Annotated in this window: 15 protein-coding genes and 2 pseudogenes; 11 read left to right on the forward strand and 6 right to left on the reverse strand. The window is 60.2% G+C overall.

From position 1 onward, the window contains the following. Positions 1 to 26: 26 nt before the first annotated feature. The 5 genes and pseudogenes from RSB01_RS09505 to RSB01_RS09525 all read left to right on the forward strand — a co-directional run. Positions 27 to 326: pseudogene (locus tag RSB01_RS09505) on the forward strand (haloacid dehalogenase-like hydrolase); the annotation flags it as partial. Positions 327 to 485: 159 nt separating this feature from the next. Beyond that, entirely contained in the window at positions 486 to 1,742 is a 1,257-nt protein-coding gene (gene serA, locus RSB01_RS09510) for a phosphoglycerate dehydrogenase (RefSeq protein WP_332619917.1), read from the forward strand. A gap of 127 nt (positions 1,743 to 1,869) precedes the next feature. Then, the gene (locus RSB01_RS09515; protein WP_332625368.1) at positions 1,870 to 3,666 is read left to right on the forward strand and encodes an autotransporter domain-containing protein; all 1,797 of its coding nucleotides are present in this window, start codon (positions 1,870 to 1,872) and stop codon (positions 3,664 to 3,666) included. Positions 3,667 to 3,832: 166 nt separating this feature from the next. Beyond that, complete coding sequence (locus tag RSB01_RS09520) at positions 3,833 to 4,804, forward strand: ATP-binding cassette domain-containing protein (protein WP_332619787.1); 972 nt, start codon at positions 3,833 to 3,835, stop codon at positions 4,802 to 4,804. Continuing rightward, complete coding sequence (locus RSB01_RS09525; RefSeq protein WP_332592150.1) at positions 4,801 to 6,252, forward strand: ABC transporter permease; 1,452 nt, start codon at positions 4,801 to 4,803, stop codon at positions 6,250 to 6,252. Before RSB01_RS09520 ends, RSB01_RS09525 begins: the two co-directional genes overlap by 4 nt. Before the next feature lie 163 nt (positions 6,253 to 6,415). Here RSB01_RS09525 and rpsU read toward each other — a convergent pair whose 3' ends face one another. Continuing rightward, complete coding sequence (rpsU, locus tag RSB01_RS09530; protein ID WP_167177709.1) at positions 6,416 to 6,649, reverse strand: 30S ribosomal protein S21; 234 nt, start codon at positions 6,647 to 6,649, stop codon at positions 6,416 to 6,418. Positions 6,650 to 6,840: 191 nt separating this feature from the next. Here rpsU and RSB01_RS09535 point away from each other — a divergent pair, with 191 nt between their 5' ends. Further along, positions 6,841 to 7,539 (forward strand): COQ9 family protein, encoded by a 699-nt coding sequence (locus tag RSB01_RS09535; RefSeq protein ID WP_332592116.1) that lies wholly within the window; start codon positions 6,841 to 6,843, stop codon positions 7,537 to 7,539. A gap of 36 nt (positions 7,540 to 7,575) precedes the next feature. Here RSB01_RS09535 and RSB01_RS09540 read toward each other — a convergent pair whose 3' ends face one another. Further along, positions 7,576 to 8,667, reverse strand: coding sequence for a 5-(carboxyamino)imidazole ribonucleotide synthase (locus RSB01_RS09540; protein ID WP_332592115.1), 1,092 nt, complete (start codon positions 8,665 to 8,667; stop codon positions 7,576 to 7,578). 6 nt (positions 8,668 to 8,673) lie between these two features. Next, entirely contained in the window at positions 8,674 to 9,165 is a 492-nt protein-coding gene (gene purE / locus RSB01_RS09545) for a 5-(carboxyamino)imidazole ribonucleotide mutase (RefSeq protein WP_167176788.1), read from the reverse strand. A gap of 127 nt (positions 9,166 to 9,292) precedes the next feature. Here purE and RSB01_RS09550 point away from each other — a divergent pair, with 127 nt between their 5' ends. From RSB01_RS09550 to RSB01_RS09570, 5 genes are all read left to right on the forward strand, one after another. After that, positions 9,293 to 9,877: a GGDEF domain-containing protein gene (locus RSB01_RS09550; protein ID WP_332619783.1), complete on the forward strand. Its 585-nt coding sequence runs from the start codon at positions 9,293 to 9,295 to the stop codon at positions 9,875 to 9,877. 445 nt (positions 9,878 to 10,322) lie between these two features. Then, a complete protein-coding gene (locus RSB01_RS09555; protein ID WP_332592103.1) occupies positions 10,323 to 11,993 on the forward strand; it encodes an amidohydrolase family protein in 1,671 nt (556 codons plus the stop codon). Between the two features lie 148 nt (positions 11,994 to 12,141). Next, positions 12,142 to 15,108: a TonB-dependent receptor gene (locus RSB01_RS09560; RefSeq protein ID WP_332625369.1), complete on the forward strand. Its 2,967-nt coding sequence runs from the start codon at positions 12,142 to 12,144 to the stop codon at positions 15,106 to 15,108. A gap of 95 nt (positions 15,109 to 15,203) precedes the next feature. Further along, positions 15,204 to 16,988: a DUF885 family protein gene (locus tag RSB01_RS09565; protein WP_332625370.1), complete on the forward strand. Its 1,785-nt coding sequence runs from the start codon at positions 15,204 to 15,206 to the stop codon at positions 16,986 to 16,988. A 143-nt stretch (positions 16,989 to 17,131) separates the two neighbouring features. Continuing rightward, positions 17,132 to 17,605, forward strand: coding sequence for an Lrp/AsnC ligand binding domain-containing protein (locus tag RSB01_RS09570; RefSeq protein ID WP_332625371.1), 474 nt, complete (start codon positions 17,132 to 17,134; stop codon positions 17,603 to 17,605). 59 nt (positions 17,606 to 17,664) lie between these two features. Here RSB01_RS09570 and RSB01_RS09575 read toward each other — a convergent pair whose 3' ends face one another. The 3 genes and pseudogenes from RSB01_RS09575 to RSB01_RS09585 all read right to left on the reverse strand — a co-directional run. Next, positions 17,665 to 17,889 (reverse strand): DUF465 domain-containing protein, encoded by a 225-nt coding sequence (locus tag RSB01_RS09575; RefSeq protein WP_332591911.1) that lies wholly within the window; start codon positions 17,887 to 17,889, stop codon positions 17,665 to 17,667. 41 nt (positions 17,890 to 17,930) lie between these two features. After that, positions 17,931 to 18,401: a TIGR02444 family protein gene (locus RSB01_RS09580; protein ID WP_332591912.1), complete on the reverse strand. Its 471-nt coding sequence runs from the start codon at positions 18,399 to 18,401 to the stop codon at positions 17,931 to 17,933. Continuing rightward, positions 18,398 to 18,506, reverse strand: a pseudogene (locus RSB01_RS09585) (3-octaprenyl-4-hydroxybenzoate carboxy-lyase); the annotation flags it as partial. The pseudogene RSB01_RS09585 and the gene RSB01_RS09580, both read right to left, overlap by 4 nt.

The following is an 18,506-nucleotide window of genomic DNA, read 5'->3' on the forward strand; positions in this document are numbered from 1 at the left end:
ACGGCCATCTCGGTTTCGGCGAGGCATTGCAACAGCGTCTGGCGCTGCTGGGACTGCGCCGCGAGCATGTCGAGACACTGGCCGACCGTATTCTGGACGAGGCCACCATCTCGGTGCGTCGCAACGTCGACTTCTTCGAACGCAATGCCGACCGCATCTATATTCTGTCGGGTGGTTTTACCGAGGTGATCGCGCCGCTGGCCGCACGTCTGGGGATCGCGCCGGATCATGTGCTGGCCAATGAGCTGGTTTATGATGACGATGGCCGCGTCACCGGCGTGAACGAGGCCAATCCGCTGGCCCGTGAAAATGGCAAGCCGACTGTTATCAATAGCCTGAATCTGCAACGTCCGATCGTCATCGTCGGCGACGGCTGGAACGATGCCGAGGTCAAGCTGTCGGGCGCAGCCGACCGTTTCTATGCCTTTACCGAGATTGTGGCCCGTCCCAAGGTCGTCGAGGTCGCCGATGCTGTGTCGTCCAGCATGGACGAGCTTTTGTTTGCCGAGGGCGTTTCGGGCCGCTGGTCCTATCCGCGCAACCGCATCAAAATGCTGCTGCTGGAGAACATCCATCCGGCAGCGGTCGAGCGTCTGGAAGAGGCCGGCTACAGCGTCGAGACGCTGAAAGGCGCACTGGATGAAGACGACCTGATCGAAGCGATCAAGGGCGTTCATGTTCTGGGTATCCGCTCCAAATCCACCGTCTCCAAGCGTGTTTTGGAACATGCCGACCGTCTGATGGCGGTGGCTGCCTTCTGTATCGGCACCAACCAGATTGACCTTGAGGCCTGTGCCGACAAGGGCGTGGCGGTGTTCAACGCGCCGTTCTCGAACACTCGGTCGGTGGTCGAACTGGCGCTTGGCATGATGATTGTGATGATGCGAGACGTGGCCGACAAGTCGCGCCAGATGCATCAGGGGATCTGGAACAAGTCCGCCACGGGATCACGCGAAGTACGCGGCAAGACGCTGGGCATTATCGGCTATGGCGCGATCGGCAGCCAGTTGTCGGTGCTGGCCGAAAACCTTGGCATGCGCGTGCTATTCTATGATCTGAGCGAGCGACTGGCACTGGGCAATGCGCGTCGTGTCCGCAAGCTGGACGACCTGCTGGCCGAGTCCGATGTGGTGACGTTGCATGTCGATGGCCGCAAGGACAATGCCAACATCTTTGGTCGCGACCAGTTCGCCAAGATGAAGCACGGGGCCCTGTTCCTGAACCTTGCACGCGGCCACATCGTCGATGTCGAGGCTCTGGCCGATGCGCTGAAATCGGGCCAGTTGGGCGGCGCGGCCGTGGACGTGTTCCCCGAGGAGCCGCGTACCAACTCCGACCCGTTCGACAGCCCGCTGATCGGTCTGGACAAGGTGATCTTGACCCCGCACGTCGGCGGCTCGACCGAAGAGGCACAGGAAGCCATTGCCGAGTTCGCCGCCGAGCGCCTGCTCAACTATCTGAACCGTGGCGATACGACCTTCTGTGTGAACCTGCCCAATGTGCAGTTGTCCGAAGTCAGCCGCGCCCACCGCCTGCTGCACATCCACAAAAACCAGCCCGGCGTTCTGGCCGAGCTGAACCGCGCCTTGTCCGAAGCGGGCCTGAACATTCTGGGCCAGCACCTGAAAACCGACGAGCGGACCGGCTATGTCATCATTGATGTGGATCGCGATTATGACCGCGAAGCCGTCAAGGCGCTGAAGCAAATCCCCGGAACCGTGAAGTTCCGCATGTTGCATTAAAAACGCTGGAAAGGGCCGGAAACGAGAGTTCCGGCCCTTTTTGCGTACCGGTGTATTGCAATCGTCAGTATGCGGCGCATCCTCTGCCAAACGGCCCCGATCTCGCGAGGGCTGTCGGGAGGAAGATATGAAGGTATTGTTGAGCGGAGCTGCGGTTGCAGCTCTGGCACTGGGCGTCTGTGCGACGGGGGCCGAGGCCCAAACCTATAACCGTCTTGTCGTCTTTGGTGACAGCCTGTCCGACAACGGCAATCTGTATATGGCCACCAGCGGCACACAGCCCGCTTCGCCGCCCTATTGGCAGGGTCGTTTTTCCAGCGGGCGGGTGTTTACCGAACAACTGGGATTTAACGCCGCCAACTTTATGGGGCCTGTAACCGGCAGCATCAACATGGCCTTTGGGGGCGCACGAACCGACGCGCAGGCCATGCCGCCGGGGATGAAGGTGCAACTGGGCCAGTATCTGTCACGCGGCGGAAAGTTCGGGGCCGATGATCTGGTGACCGTGCTGGGCGGGGCCAACAACATCTTCCAGGGCCTGCCTGCTGCGGGTGGTTCCACTAATCCGACAAGCTCCATAGCCACGGTTTCCAATGCCGCAGCGGCCGATATTAGCGGACTGGTTGGCTCTGTTGCTGGGGCAGGGGCCGGAACGATTGCGGTCATCAGCCTACCGCGCCTTAGCACCACACCCCAGTTCAGGGGCACGCCTGCGGCTCCGCTGGCGGACTATGCCGTCACCACGTTCAACTCGGCGCTGTTGAACGGGCTCAAGCCTGTGGCAAGCCAGAACACCGGCACCAACATTATCTATGTGGACCTGCTGAGCGGCAGCGACGCCATGGCGGCCAATCCCGAAGCCTTCGGGATCACCAATGCCACGCAGGCCTGCTTTAACGGCGTGACGGTCTGTTCCAACCCTGACAGCTATTTCTATTTCGACGGGGTTCACCCGACGCAAAAGGGACACTCGCTGCTGGCGGCGCTGGTCAACGACTACATCTATTATGGCGAAGCCGGTTCGCGCATGGCGGTACTGGGCGAGACGGCATGGCGTCATCGCGAGGATGATCTGGATCTGGCGACCCGTACCCTGTCCACTCGCGACGGTTGGGGCGAGGGCACGCGCCTGAGCCTGTCGGCACTGGCGGATTCCACCAAGGTGGATGCGCGTGGCGCGATCGATGAAACCAAGACCGACGGCTATGGTCTGCGTCTGGCACTGGAAACGGGCAACGAGACCCTGCGTTTCGGTCTGGCCGGTGCGGCCCGCAAATCGGAAATCGACGCAGGTCCGGTCAAGGCCGATCTCGATAGCTTCAGCATCGACGCCTATGGCGGGTGGCGCTCCGATAAGGCTTTTGTGAACTTTGCCGCAGGGGCCGCGCAGGATGACTATAACGATGTCGAGCGTCTGACGGCTCTGGCTCCGCTGGTGCATACTTCCTCGACGCGGGGCACCTCGATGGGGGCGCGCGCGCAGGGCGGTCTGTGGTTCCAGCCGGGCCGTCTGGCGATCTCGCCGCGTGTGGCTGTGGCCTGGGTCAGCACCACAGTGGATGATTTCTTCGAGAATGGCGGCGCTGCGGACTATCACTATCAGGAGCGCAAGCTGGATGCCGTGACGGGCGAGGTGACGGTGCGTGTCGAGCATCGTGCCGAACGCTTCGGTTTCTATGCCGAGGGTGGCTGGCGTGATGCCCTGAGCGATGGCAGCGACGATGCCAGCACGGGCCTTGTCGGCAATACGGCCAAGGTTCTGGCCCAGCAGGTTGACCTGCCATACGGCTCGCAAGGGCTGGCAGCGGTTGGTCTGGAGGGCAAGATCGGCGAGCGGATGAATGTCGAAGTCGGCTATCGCGGCCGCTTTGGCAGTGATTTCACCAGCCATATGGGCGGTGTCCGCGTCAGCCTTGCCTTCTGATCGATAACAGACTGCGCCGGATCGACGCAGCAAGGAGGCCCGTCAGCGATGTTGGCGGGCCTCAATGCTGTCAGGGCCGAACAGATTACAGCCATTTAATGTTGGCCATCCTGACGCAAGAGGTAGCGACTGCTAGCCTCAATGCTGAACCAGCGTTGGAGGGCAAATGGCTGCTGTGCTGAAACTGACGGACGTCAGTAAAAACTACGGTAGTTTTCAAGCCGTTAGAAACCTAAGCTTTGAGGTCGAGCGCGGAACCATCTGTGGTTTCCTCGGCCCCAATGGTGCGGGTAAAACCTCGACCATCCGAATGATCCTTGGCCTTCAGGGTGTCTCGTCGGGACAAATCAGCATTCTGGGTGCCGATGATGGCCGCAAGGTCCGCGACCAGATCGGTTTTTTGCCCGAAGAGCGCGGTCTCTATAAAAAGATGACCCCTGTCGAGGCGATCTCTTATCTCGGCTCGCTGAAAGGCCTTCCTGCTGTCGAGGGGCGCAAGCGCGCCCGCGACATGCTGGAGCAGATGGGACTGGGCGACACCCACAAAAAGAAGATGAAGGACCTGTCCAAGGGCATGGCCCAGAAGGTCCAGTTGATCGCGTCGGTGGTGCATCAGCCGGAGTTTGTCATTCTGGACGAACCGTTCTCGGGTCTGGACCCGATGAACCAGCAGGGACTGGAGGCGATGATCCGCTCACTGGCGACCAATGGCGCGACGGTCCTGTTCTCGACCCACGTCATGCAGCATGCCGAGCGTTTGTGCGACAAGGTGGTGCTGCTGGCGCGTGGCCAGAAAGCCTTTGAAGGCACGGTGGCCGAGGCGCGCGCCACATCGGCCCGCTATCTGGAAATCGAAGGCGCTCTGGACGTGAATGCCGTCGCGGCGCTGCCGGGGGTGGGGACAGTGGAAACCCTGTCGAACATCGACGGCATCGTGACCCTGAAAGCGGCACTGGCCGCGGGGGCCGAGGCCCAGCACACATTACGGGCGGCCTTTGTGTCGGACCTTGATGTGCGTCGCTTCCAGTTGCGCGAACCGACCCTGCACGATGCCTTTATCGCCCTGACCGGCGATCATCCTGACGATGACCAGCGGCACAAGGCCACCGGCACCCAGATTGAGGAGGCCGCGCAATGAACCGCGCCATGTTGATCGCCCATCGTGAAGTGATGGCCTATGTGAAGACGGTCGGTTTCTGGCTGTCCTTGCTCAGCTTGCCGTTCTTTGCCGTGCTGGGCGGGTTTATGCCGACCTTGCTGAAACGCGCAGAGCCGGTTCAGAACTATATTCTGGTCGAGGAAGCCGCTCCCGCGGCATCGTCGGGTCTGGCTAACGCTGTGCGCGAGGCGTTGGAGAAAGACTATAACCGCTCGGTTCTGTCGTCGCTCAGCATTGCTGCTGTGGGTGAGGCAGGCATTACCGGCCGCGATACCGTGCGCAAGGCCGTGGACGAGGGCGGCTATGATGCCGGTCTTGCAGCGCTGAAGCAGGTGGCACCTCGCGCGGGGGCGTCTTTCAAGGCCCCGCGTCGTGACAAGATCGAAGTTGAAGCGCCTGCCGAGCTTACGTCCGCGGCTGCGGGCGAGGCCATGGATGCCAAGGCCCGTGAATGGGTCCAAAAGGACAGGGGCGAAGGTGGACAGGACCTGTCGGCCATTATCATCCTGTCCAGCAAGGACAGCGGTCCTGCGGCCCGTATCTGGTCGCGCCGTGCCGGTAATAACGACATGGAAGGCCTGATCCGTGATGCTCTGCGCGATGTGAACCGCCAGAAGGCCTTCGAGGCCAGCGGTATCGATACGGCTGTGGTGGCGCAGGTCGAGAACTATCGTCCCGATATCACCCTGCTGTCGCCGCGTGCGGCATCGGGTGGCGAGGTCGGTCTGCGTGACCGCCTGCCGTCCATCATTGGCGTGATCTGTGGCTTCATCATGTGGTCGCTGATTATCACCGGTGCCAGCATGCTGATGAACGGGGTGATGGAGGAGAAATCCAACAAGATCCTCGAAGTCCTGTTGTCGTCTGTCACGGCTACCGAACTGCTGGTGGGCAAGGTGCTGGGCGTGGCCATCCTGACGCTGACGGTCATGGGGGGCTGGGGCATTATCAGTGCCGTAGGACTAGCCGCGACCTTGCCGGATGTGGCGCGTGATATCGGCGCGGTGATGCTGACCAACGGACTGTGGCTGTATCTGCTGCTTTATCTGGTGGGCGGCTATCTGATGTATGCGGTGCTGTTTGCCGCCATCGGGGCCTTCTGCGAGACGCCGCGTGATGCACAGACCCTGATGGGGCCGGTCATGATGGCGCTGGTGGTGCCGCTGCTGTTTATGCAGATGGCGGTGCGTAATCCGGATGCGGTGATCCTCAAGGTGTTGAGTTTCATCCCGCCGTTCACGCCCTTCATCATGTCGGCGCGTGCGCCCAGCCAGCCGCCACTGATCGAGGTGATCCTCAGCATCATCGTGATGTTTGCCTTTGCAGGGCTGATGATGTGGCTGTCAGCGCGGGCCTTCCGCGCGGGTGCCATGTCGGATGCCAAACTGTCGTGGAAGTCCTTCCTCGGGGCCATGCGTCACAGCTAGGGGTGACTGGACACGAACAACAAAAGGCGGGCTCTTGTGGCCCGCCTTTTTCGTTTGTGTGCTGACGTGTTGAGGGAACGAACTCAGCAAGCGGGCAAAAGAAAACCCGCCCTGCGAAATCGCGGGGCGGGTTCTTTTGCCTTAATGAAAAGGCGTCGCTGTATTAGCGGCCGCGCGGCTTCGGAGCCGGCAGCAGGCCTTCGCGCTGGGCACGCTTGCGAGCCAGCTTGCGAGCGCGACGGACAGCTTCTGCCTTTTGACGGGCGCGCTTTTCCGACGGCTTTTCAAAGTGCACGTGACGCTTCATTTCGCGGAAGCTGCCTTCACGTTGCATTTTTTTCTTCAGGGCCTTCAGGGCCTGATCGACATTGTTGTCGCGAACGAAAATCTGAACCAGGGTTCTCTCTCCTTTGGCCGCCCGCCGCGTCCTGATGAAGGGAAGACGGGCAGACAAAACAAAAACCTCTCCAGAAGGCTGAACCCCTCCGGATGAAGGCGGCGGGATACATGATCTTTGGTCATCTGTCCAGCCAGAGGTATCAATCGTGATGGGTCGAAACCCAATCATTATGCGGCTATTATAAACCTATGACCGAGACACCGCACCAGACCGAGCCGCCGCAAGCCGCATCAAATGGCAAGGAACAGTCTTCTGATTGGGCCGAACGCACGGAACAGGCTGTCCTGAGTGCCGCTATTTTGCGTGCTGAACGGCTGGGCTGGAATAACCATCTGGTGCGTTCTGCCTGTGAAGCGGAGGGTTTTTCCCTTGGAGATCAAGAGCTTCTGTTTCCGCATGGTGCGCGTGATCTGGCGGCCCTGCTGTCGCGGCGTCATGATGCGGCTGCACTAGAGGCGCTGGAGGCGACACCGGCTCACACGCTGAAGATTCGCGAGCGAATCGCGGCGGGTGTTTCGGCACGTCTGGAAGCGGCGGCGGCCGACCTTGAGGCGTCACGTAAATGTGCGGGATTTTTAGCACTACCCTTTAATGCCGATCTGGGAATCGGTCTGATGTGGGAAAGTGCCGATACGATCTGGCGCTGGGCCGGGGATACGGCCACCGACCAGAACCACTATTCGAAACGCACCATCCTTGGCGGGATTCTGGCTCCGGCCCTGACCATTCGTCTGTTCGAGGGCAAGGACGCGGCCGACCGCTTTGTGGCCAAGCGGATCGAGAACGTTATGGCTTTTGAAAAGTGGAAGGCGGGCAAGGATTTCGATGCGCCGATGCGCAGCATCACCGATTTTCTGGGCCGCCTGCGTTACGGGGCCAAAAGCTGAATAAAGAAAGGGCCGCTGAAACAGCGGCCCTTTCTATTAGAGGTCTTCCAGCACCTTATTGACATGGGCCATTTTGCGGCCTGCACGGGCTTCGTGCTTGCCGTAGAAATGCAGGTGGTTTGACAGATTGGCAGCCAGTACGGGCCAGTCATTGATCTCGTCGCCCAGCAGATTGGTCATCTCGACCTTGGCATGGGCCTTGGTTGAACCCAGCGGCCATCCGGCAATGGCGCGGATATGCTGTTCAAACTGGTCGCAGCCACAACCGTCCTGCGTCCAGTGGCCGGTATTGTGCACGCGCGGCGCGATCTCGTTGACCAGCAGGTGATCGCCCAGATCGAACAGTTCGACACCGATCACGCCCACATAGTCGAGGCCGTTCAGAATGTTGGTGGCAATGGCCACGGCGTGGTTTTGCGTATCGGCATCCACATTATCGGCAGGCGCGATCGTGGTACGCAGGATGCCGTTCTCGTGGATGTTCTGGCCCAGAGGATAGACGGCAACCGCGCCATCGGTGCCGCGTGCGGCAATCACCGACAGTTCGCGGCTAAAGCTGGCCCTGGCTTCAAGGATGGCGGCACGGCCCCCCAGAGTGTCCAGCGCTTTAGCGGCCTCGTTTGCATGCCTGATCCAGACCTGCCCCTTGCCGTCATAGCCTTCGCGGCGGGTTTTCAGCAGGGCAGGCAGGCCAAGGGCCTCGATGGCGGCGTTCAGATCGTTCAGGTCATCGACCTTGCGGAACTCGACCGTCGTGGCACCGACGCTGTTCAGATAGGTTTTCTCGTCAACACGGTCCTGCGCCACGGCGAGGGCGCGACCATTGGGAGCCACGCGCACACCTTCGGCTTCGAGAATCGCAACCACAGAGGCGGGCACGTTCTCGAACTCGGTGGTCACGACATCGCAGGCTGCCGCCAGCGCCTTGAGGCCCGCCTCGTCATCATAGGCCGCTAGAATATGGCGGGCGGCGACGCGCGAGGCGGGGCAGTTTTTCTGCGGCTCGAGGATCACGACATCGAAACCCAGTGTCGATGCGGCCTCGGCCAGCATGCGGCCCAACTGTCCACCGCCGAGGATGCCTATGCTTGATCCGGGGGCCAAGGCAGAGGGGAGGGAGGCAGTCATAACGCTTTAGTCCTCGACGGTTTCGAGTACGGATTCGGTCTGGGCGGCGCGGAAGGCCGAAAGGCGACCGGCAAGGGCTTCGTCCGACAGGGCCAGAATCTGTGCGGCCAGAATACCGGCATTGGTGGCACCGGCCTCGCCAATGGCCAGAGTCGCGACAGGCACACCGCCGGGCATCTGGACGATGGACAGAAGGCTGTCCATGCCTTTCAGCGCCTTGGATTGTACCGGAACACCCAGCACAGGCAGGTCGGTCATCGAGGCAGCCATGCCCGGCAGATGGGCGGCACCGCCAGCCCCTGCGATCACAACCTTATAGCCCTTGGCCTTGGCCGTGGTGGCAAAGTCGAACAGGCGTTGCGGGGTGCGGTGGGCGCTGACGACCTTGGCTTCCCAGGCGACACCGAGCTGGTCCAGCTTATCGGCGGCGAACTTCATCGTCGGCCAGTCGGAACGGCTGCCCATAATAATGGCAACAGGCGGCGTGGAGGCGGTCATGGCTTTGGCTCCCCAAACAGTAAAGTGGCCGCTTATAGCAGGCGCGTTGCGTCCGCAACCGACCGCGCTACTCTGATGGGACTGAATTGCCCGCGACTCGCCCGTTTTACGGTGCCGGAGCTTCGATTTGAGCCGGACTGAAGATCAAGACCCTGTGGCCCTCGTGGCTGAAATCGAGCGCCTGCGTTTCGATATGGAGGCTCTGCGTCAAAGGGCGGAACGGGCCGAGGCGCTGGCTGACCACGATGTCCTGACACCGGCATTGAACCGCCGTGGTTTTGTGAATGTGCTGACCCGCCAGATGGCATATTGCCATCGCCACCAGCAGTCGGCGGTCTTGCTGTATATGGACCTCGATAATTTCAAGCCGCTGAACGACCATTACGGCCATGCTGCGGGTGACGAGGCCTTGCGGGCCGTGGTGGGGATTCTAAACCAGCAGACGCGCGAATCCGATGCGGTGGGCCGTCTTGGTGGTGACGAGTTTGCCGTGGTGATGATGAATGCCAGCTATGAAGACGGAAAGGCCAAGGCCGGACGTCTTCAAGAGCAACTGCATAGTCAGGGCTTTGAATGGCAGGGACGGCACCACGGTCTGTCGGCCTCGATCGGTGTGCGGCCCTTATCGGCACAGACCGATCCCGAAGTCTGGCTGGCCGAGGCGGATACCGCCATGTGGCTGCGCAAGGCCGAAAAACCTTCCCGACGCTAAGCTGAAAACCATATCGGAAGCAGGGCACCGAGAGTGTCCATGATCCCTGCTGGCCCACAGTCACAAAGCGCGCGCCGCCTTACATTGATGAAAATATTCGATCTTGAGCCTTTAGACCGAATAATCGTTACCTCCTGTACTTGGGAGTTCGTCTTTTAAGTGTGCGAAAACCTTCTTTCTTGAGGGGCTTCACAGGTCAAAAACGGGGGCTTTTTTGTTCATCTCTTTGTTTAACGTGAAAAATATTGTGCCAGTGGGTGTAAAAATGATTTTTGGACGGATGACAGGGCAATGCGACATAGCGCTGAATTATATTCAGTAACGGGTGTAATATCCGAAGCCCTTACCGCCGAACCGATGCTACCGATTTAATCTAGGAACATTGTTCTGGCTTGAGGGAGCGAGAGGTGTTCCCGAGAGCTGGGTCTGCGTAAGGGGGAAGCGGATGGCGGCGATTATTGGCCGGCGTGTGGGAGCGGGATTTTGGACGGGGGTGTGCGCTGCGGTGATCGTGGCTGCGGCATCCCTTTCCGGTGGGCAGGTCGCATTGGCGCATCAGGGCAGTGATGCACCGGCGGCGCGCCAGACCTATAATCCGGCACCGGCACGTCGTGCAGGCGAGGGCTTTGGCCCCTATCCGCTGATGGTCATCCGTGGTGCGACCTTGATTGACGGCACCGGCGCACCGCCGACGGGGCCGGTCGATATCGTGATCGAAAATGATCGCATCACCGATATTGTACAGGCTGGCTGGCCCGGTATGGCCGAGCGCCTGAACCGTCCTCCGCATGGTGCGGCCCACGAGATCGACGCGCGCGGCATGTATGTGATGCCCGGCTTTGTGGATGCCCACGTCCACGCGGGCGGTCCGGGCAAGGCGCCGGACATGGAATATGCCTACAAGCTGTGGCTGGCCCATGGCGTGACGACGGTGCGCGGCGTCAGTCTGGCCCCGCATGCCATTGCCCGTTCGGAGCGTGACCGTTCGGCGCGCGGCGAGATCGTGGCCCCGCGTATCTATAACTATCAGACCATGGGGTCCGGCTGGAACCGTGGTCGTATCCATGATGCCGCCAAGGCGCGCGAATGGGTGCGCTGGGGTGCTGCCAACGGCATCGACGGCATCAAGTTCTTTATTCGGGGCGACGAGACACCCGAAACGGTTCTGGCGGCTATCGACGAAGCCAACAAGCTGGGCATGGGCACGGTGGCACACATCGCCCAACCGGGTGTGGCACAACTGAACGCCGAGCAACTGGCCGAGGCCGGTCTGGGTACCATCACCCACTTCTATGGCCATTTTGAATCGCTGCTGGCGGGCCGCGAAGTCCAGAACTATCCGGTCGATTACAACTTCCTCGACGAACAGAAACGTTTTGGAGAGGCCGCTGAAATCTGGCACCAGATTGATGTCGGCATGCCCGGCTGGGACGAGTATCTGAAGAAGCAGGTCGAGACCGGCGTCGCCTTTGATCCGACCATGACCATCTATGCGGCTTCGCGCGATCTGATGCGCGCCCGCAATGCGCCGTGGCACGACATCTATACGCTGCTGACGCTGAACGATTATTTCCAGTCGACCCGCGACAACCACGGCAGCTATTTCTTCGACTGGACGACCCAGAACGAGGTGTCATGGCGCCGGTTCTATGACCGCTTCATGCGTCTGGTGAACGACTACAAACGCGCCGGTGGCCGTGTGACCATTGGTTCGGATTCCGGTTTCATCTGGAAACTGTTCGGCTTTGGCTACATCGAAGAGATGGAGCTGTTGCAAGAGGCGGGCTTCCATCCGTTGGAGGTCGTACGCGCGGCCACCATGGACGGGGCTTCGGTTCTGGCCGAGCCGTCCGGCAAGCCTGCCGATTTCGGTGTGGTCCGTATCGGCATGAGTGCCGATCTGGTGATCGTGCCGGAAAATCCGCTGGCCAACTTCAAGACGCTTTATGGCACCGGCCACGAGCGCCTTAGCCCCGACAACCGCATCGAAAAGGTGGGTGGGGTCAAATGGACCATCACGCGTGGCGTTGCTTACGACGCCGAGGCCTTGCTGGCCGATGTGAAAGCCATGGTTGACGCGCAAAAGACCGCACGCGGCGAAGCGGTTCAACCATGACACTCAACTGACGACCAAAGACTGACAAGGCCGGGCGGTGAATGAAACGCCGTCCGGACATAGCAAAATCTAATTCCTGCGACGCCTTTGAGGGAAGGCGATTGCAGGTCTGTGCCCGCAAGGGAAGTCATAGCTAGGGGATGACGAAATGAGACGCTCCACTTACCTCAAGGCCGGGACGATCCTGGCCGGCGTTGCGACACTGGCGTTTGCCCCCGTGGCAACCGCGCAGGACGTTGCCGAACAGGAAGAAGTCAGCGCTGTCAGTGACATCGTCGTCACCGGCTCGCGCATCCGCCGTCCGAATATCGAGGCCGCAACGCCTGTGGCCGTTGTTGACGCTGGCGAGATCGAGGCTATCGGCAGCACCAACCTGATTGACGTCATGGCACGCCAGCCATCGGCCGGTCTGGGCTCGTCGGCTTCCAGCACCACCAACTCGGTGAACGGTCAGGGTCTGGCCACGCTGAACCTGCGTAATCTGGGTTCCAGCCGTACTCTGGTTCTGGTCAATGGCCGCCGCCACGTTGCCGGTGCAGCCGGTACCAGCGCCGTGGACATCAACACCGTTTCCAAAACCACGATTGCCCGCGTTGATACGGTAACGGGTGGTTCGTCGGCAGTTTACGGCGCGGACGCCGTGGCCGGTGTGGTGAACTTTATCACCAAGCAGGACTTTGACGGTATCACCTTCCAGACCCAGTACGGTTCGGCAGATGGTCCGCAGACCTATTACGGTTCGGTCGCTATGGGCCGCAACTTCAATGATGACCGCACCAACATCATGGGCGCGTTCACCTATGACAAGTCCGAAGGCATGCTGCGCCACGAGCGCGACTATGCCATGAGCTCGCTGGCGGAAATCCCGAACCCGGACAAGAAGAGCGCCAATGACGGCCTGCCGTCGTTCATCATGGCGCGCGATGTCTATACCAACACCCAGAACGACTTCTTCACGCCGGTTATTGTCACGCAGGTCGGTGCGGCCAAACCGTTCAGCCTGACCTTCACGCCGGATGGTAAGTTGACCACGTTTGACCGTGGCCAGATCCTGTATGACGGCCAAGGCCGTGAACAGAAGCTGTCCATCGGTGGTGACGGCTTCAAGCTGCGCGACGACATGCTGCGCACGCCGGTCGAGCGTTTCGGCGGCGAGATGCAACTGCGTCACCAGTTCAACACCTCGGGTAATGTGTTCAGCTCGCTGAACCTGTTTGCCGAAGCGAAATACTTCCACATGGAAGCCAGCAGCCAGGCGCGTAACGGTACGTTTGCCGATACGTCTCCGGGCCGTTCGACGGGTAACGCCTATCGCATCTATGCCGACAACGCCTTCATATCGCCGGAGTTGCGGGCGGTGATGGCGGGCGGCGCTCTTCCGATTGATGACAAAGATCCTCTGAAGCGCCAGTATTTCGACATCAGCCGTATCGATACCGACTTCGGTATCCGTACGACCACGTCGGAATACGACACCCTGCGCTTCGTCACCGGCTTTGACGGTTCGTTCAACAATGGCTGGAATTTCGAAGCCTATGTGAACTATGGCGAGACGAAATCGCAGTTCGTGAACTTCGACCGTCTGCAAAAAGAGTTCTATGACTCGATCGATGCCGTCTCCGAGAACGGCCAGATCGTTTGTCGTGATCTGGCAGCACGCGCCAATGGCTGTCAGCCGCTGAACCTGTTCGGTGCCGGTCTGGCTTCGCAGGAAGCGCTGGACTACTCCTACATCTACACCGTTCGTGACGATGTGATTCGTCAGTGGAACGCGGTGGCCAGCGTCAACGGCGAGCTGTTCAGCTTCCCGTCGCTGTTCAGCGGTACGGCCCTGCCGGTTGCCTTCGCGGCAGGTGTGGAATGGCGTAAAGAATACAGCCAGATGGTGCCGGATATCCGTTCGCAGCAGGGGCTGATCTTCCAGAACGTACAGGCCCGCACCGAGGGCGAGTACCAGTCCAAGGAAGTCTTCGTCGAAGTGAACCTGCCGCTGCTGGCCGATGTTCCCTTCGCCCAGTACGTCAACCTGAACGGTGCCTATCGCTATCAGGACTACAGCACCACGGGCGGTGACGGCAGCTTCGGTCTGGGTCTGGAATGGACTGTTGATCGCAACATCCGTTTCCGCGGTAACTATGCCAAGGCTGTTCGTGCGCCGAACATTGGCGAACTGTTCAATGGCGGTAGCGAAGGCTATGCCGACTTTGCCGATCCGTGTGATGCAACGCGCCTGAGCGTCGGCAAATATCCGGCCAACCGTGCCAAGAACTGTGCGGCGCTGGGTCTGGACCCGAACTTCACCCAGTCGGTCAGCACCAAGCCTTCGGTCAGCAAGGGTAACGAAAACCTGTCGCCGGAAGAGGGTGAAACCCTGACTCTGGGCGTGGTCCTGACCCCGTCCTTCATTCCGGGTCTGGCGGTCACGGTTGACCACTATGACATCGCCATCAGCGACGTTATCGCCTCGTTCGGCGCACGCACCATCATCGACAACTGCGTGGACAGCCCGACGCTGGACAACCCGTTCTGCGGCAATGTCACCCGTGGTCCGGATGGCAACATCGCCCGCGTCGTCAATCAGGTGATGAACGTGGCCGAATATACCAGCTCGGGCTGGGACGTGACCGCGTCATACCGCACCGATCTGGCCTCGCTGGGTCTGCCGGATTACGGCTCGCTGTCCTTCAGCGCGGCTGCGGGCTTCCTCGACGAACTGACCTATGATCCGGTTCCAGGCGATGCCAGCGTGCGCGACGAACAAGCAGGCGAAGCGCCCAATCCCAAGCGCCGCGTCAACTTCCGCATGACGTGGGACTATGACAACCTGTCGCTGTCCTACTCGAACCGTTATCTGAGCAGCGTGGTGCGTTCCAATCAGGATGCACCAGGCACCTACGAGGTCTGGAAGGCACCGTCGTGGACCACGCATGACATCCGTGCGGAATACACCTTCGGCAACTACTCGGTCTTTGGCGGTATCAACAACTTCACCGACGAAGCCCCGCCGCAGACCCCGTTCACCTGGACGGGTACCTCGCTCTACAACGGGTTTAACGCCAGCATCTACGACAACCTGGGTCGTTATATGTATGTGGGCGTGAACGCTCGCTTCTAAAGCCAAACCGAGGAAGCCGCCCAATCAATGGGCGGCTTCTTTTGTCTCTACGCCGTCAAAGGCGCTGTGAGCCGGACGGCTCGGGAGAAACGAATATGAAAAACGCGATCGCACACGGTGCGCTGATTGTGGCTGTGGGCCTGATCGTCACAGGCGCAGGACTGGGAGCCCCCGCAGGGGCTCAGGCACAAACATCATCCGCATCGGCCGCAGGTGTGGCTGCGCCGATCACCGCGCTTGATGCACAGTTTCGTGCCATTGCGGACGAGGAATGGGCGTGGCGCAGCAAGGAGCTGCCCTCGCGCGGTGCACGCGCCACGACATTGCCGGATGTCAGTGCCCCGACACAGGCCCGCCGTCTGGTCTATTGGACACAGGTGCAGCAACGCCTGAACGCGATTTCAGCGGCGGATCTGTCGCCGCAGGAACGCACCAACTATGCCGTTTACAAGCACCAGATCGACAATTTCGTCGATGATATCCGCTACCGCCTGTACGAGATGCCGTTCAATGCGGACAGCTCCTTCTGGTCCAGCATTGCCAGCATGGCTAATGGCAATTTTGCGTCGGTAAGCGATTACGAGCGTTATCTGTCGCAACTGCGCGAGACGCCTCGCTATTTCGATCAGCAGATCGACAATATGCGTGCGGGCATTGCGCGAGGCTTTGTCCAGCCGCGCGAGGCTCTGGCGGGACGCGATGTCTCGATCACGGCAGTGACGGACCCGACGGACAACCTGAAAAATCCGTTCTACGCGCCTTTCGAGACTATGACCGGCATATCGGACGCTGAAAAACAGCGGCTGCGCGCCCAAGCGGTGCAGGTCATCGAACAACAGGTTGTGCCCGCGCACCGGACCCTGCTGTCCTTCTATCGCGACGAGTATTTGCTGGCCGCCCGCGACACACTGGGGGCCAATCGATTACCGGACGGAGAAGGCTTTTATCAAAGCCAGATCCGCCAATATACGAGCATTAATCTGACGCCGGACGAGATCCACCAGATCGGCCGCTCGGAAGTCGCGCGCATTCGGGCGGAAATGGAAACCGTCATGCGCAGCACCGGTTGGACCGGCACGTTTAACGAGTTCACCCGTTTCCTGAAGACCGACCCGCAGTTCGTTTATGACAAGCCCGAACACTTGCTGTGGCACGGGGCTTGGGTCGTCAAAAAAGTCGACGGCAAGATGAGCCAGTTCTTTGGACTGCAGCCGCGCGATACCTTCAGCGTCTCTGCGGTTCCGGCCAATATTGCGCCCTTCTATACGGCAGGGCGCGGTAATTGCTCGCTCAACACCTATGACCTGCCATCGCGCCCCCGTTACAATATTCCTGCGCTGACCGTGCATGAATGCAATCCGGGGCACGCTTGGCATTCCAAGATGCGTAAAGAGCTGCCTGCACTGCCCGAATGGCGTCTGCAGGCCAATATCTCGGCCTTTGGTGAAGGCTGGGGGCTCTATACGGAGAAGCTGGGTGTCGAGATGGGCGTCTATGAAGATGCCTATGAGGATTTCGGTCGTCTGAACTACGAGATGTGGCGTGCTGCCCGTTTGGTCATCGACACAGGTCTGCACTCACAAGACTGGACGCGCGCGCAGGCGATTGCCTTCCTGAGCGACAACACGGCTCTATCGGATCACGAAATCCGTACCGAGATCGATCGCTACATCACCTGGCCGGGTCAGGCGCTGGCCTACAAGCTGGGCGAGATCGAGATTGTGCGCTTGCGCCGTTATGCGGAAACCGAACTCGGTGATGACTTCGATATCCGTGCCTTCCACGACAAACTGATCGGTCTGCTGGTGGCGACGATCCCGTCGATGACCGCAGAAATGGAAGGCTTCGTAGAAGAGCAAAAAACGGCCTCTAGCCGATAATCTTGCGGGGCGGCGTGTCAGGGCCCGAACCTGATGCGTCGTTCCCACACTATCGTCTTAGATTACTGCAAATGTAGATGGGCCTTGTCGGTCCCGCTTCCCTCTGACACAAAATGAGAGTTGCGTTCTGTGGGGGAGTATAAATGAGCTCGAACGACTATAAGCTCGACGAGGCAGACCGCCGTATATTGCGCGTGTTGCAGCAGGATGGCCGTATCACGAACCAGGACTTGGCGGCGGCATGCAATATGTCGGCCTCGTCGTGTTTCGAGCGTGTACGCCGTCTGCGCGAGCGCGGTGTGATCATGGGCTATACGGCGCTGATCAATCCGAAATATGCCGAGCGTGAACTGCTGGTTTTTGTCGAGATAATGCTGGACCGCACGACCTCGGACATTTTTGACCAGTTTGCAGCCCGCATCCGTCGCTCTCCGGAGGTTCTGGAGTGCCACATGGTGGCAGGCGGCTTTGACTATCTGGTCAAGGTGCGCATGAAGGATATGGCGGCTTATCGCGCCTTCCTGGCCGATACGCTGGTGGTCATGCCGGGGGTGCGCGAGACCCGCACCTATGCGGTGATGGAAGAGGTCAAGGATACCTCGGTCCTGCCGCTCTAGGCCAAATGACATAAAGGCCCGCTTTGGCGGGCCTTTTTTGTGCCTGAGAGGCGATGATGTCAGGCGATGATGTCGGGCAGGACCAGATCCTGGATTTTGACGATCTCGTCACGCAGGGACAGCTTTTTACGCTTCAGGCGGGCGATCATCATCTGGTCGGGAACGGGCATCAGGCCGAGGGCCTCGATCGAGGCGTCCAGATCGGCATGCTCTTGCTGCAACTCTGCCAGTTGTTTCAGCAGGGCTTTTTCTTCTTCGGACTGGATAGGATCGTGATCGTTCATAACGCTTCCCCACACATTGCGGGCTTATAGCCGAGGCGGGGTCAGGCTGAAAGCCGTTCGGCCAATGTCTTGAGCGCAGGACGGGGAATGATACGCGTCCACAGGCGGGCCGCATCGGCCATACCGTCAAGGGCCGGACGGGTTTTACCCGACGGGGCCGGAGCCAGTTCTTCGAGCTGGTTCAGCAGGTGGCGTTCGGCCTTCAGTTCCAGCGCCTTGATCTGCTCGCGCACCGACAGGCGCGCTTCGATATCAAGATCGGGCACAGGAGCCTTCAAGGTGCGGCGTATGGCCCGCAAAGGGGCCACCGTAGTGGTTTCCCATGCGCGGGTGGTGTCAGCTGCAGCTTCGAGGGTTTCCTCGTCCGGCAGGCGACCCGTCTCGGCGCACCACGCGCCCCACAACAGCAGGCAGACATTCTGTTCGTGGAAGTCCTGAAGGGCGAGGCAGGCCTCGGGCACGCCTTCGCGCTTGTAGGCCGCAAGCGCCCAGTCCCACAGGCCAGAACTCATTTCAGGCCTTCCCAGCGGCGCACAGCGCTCCAGTCGAGGCCGAACAGGTCCAGTGCACGGCCGACCGACTGGTCGATGATCTGCTCCACGCTTTCAGGGCGCGCA

The organism is Brevundimonas sp. (assembly GCF_036659295.1).
Taxonomy (GTDB): domain Bacteria; phylum Pseudomonadota; class Alphaproteobacteria; order Caulobacterales; family Caulobacteraceae; genus Brevundimonas.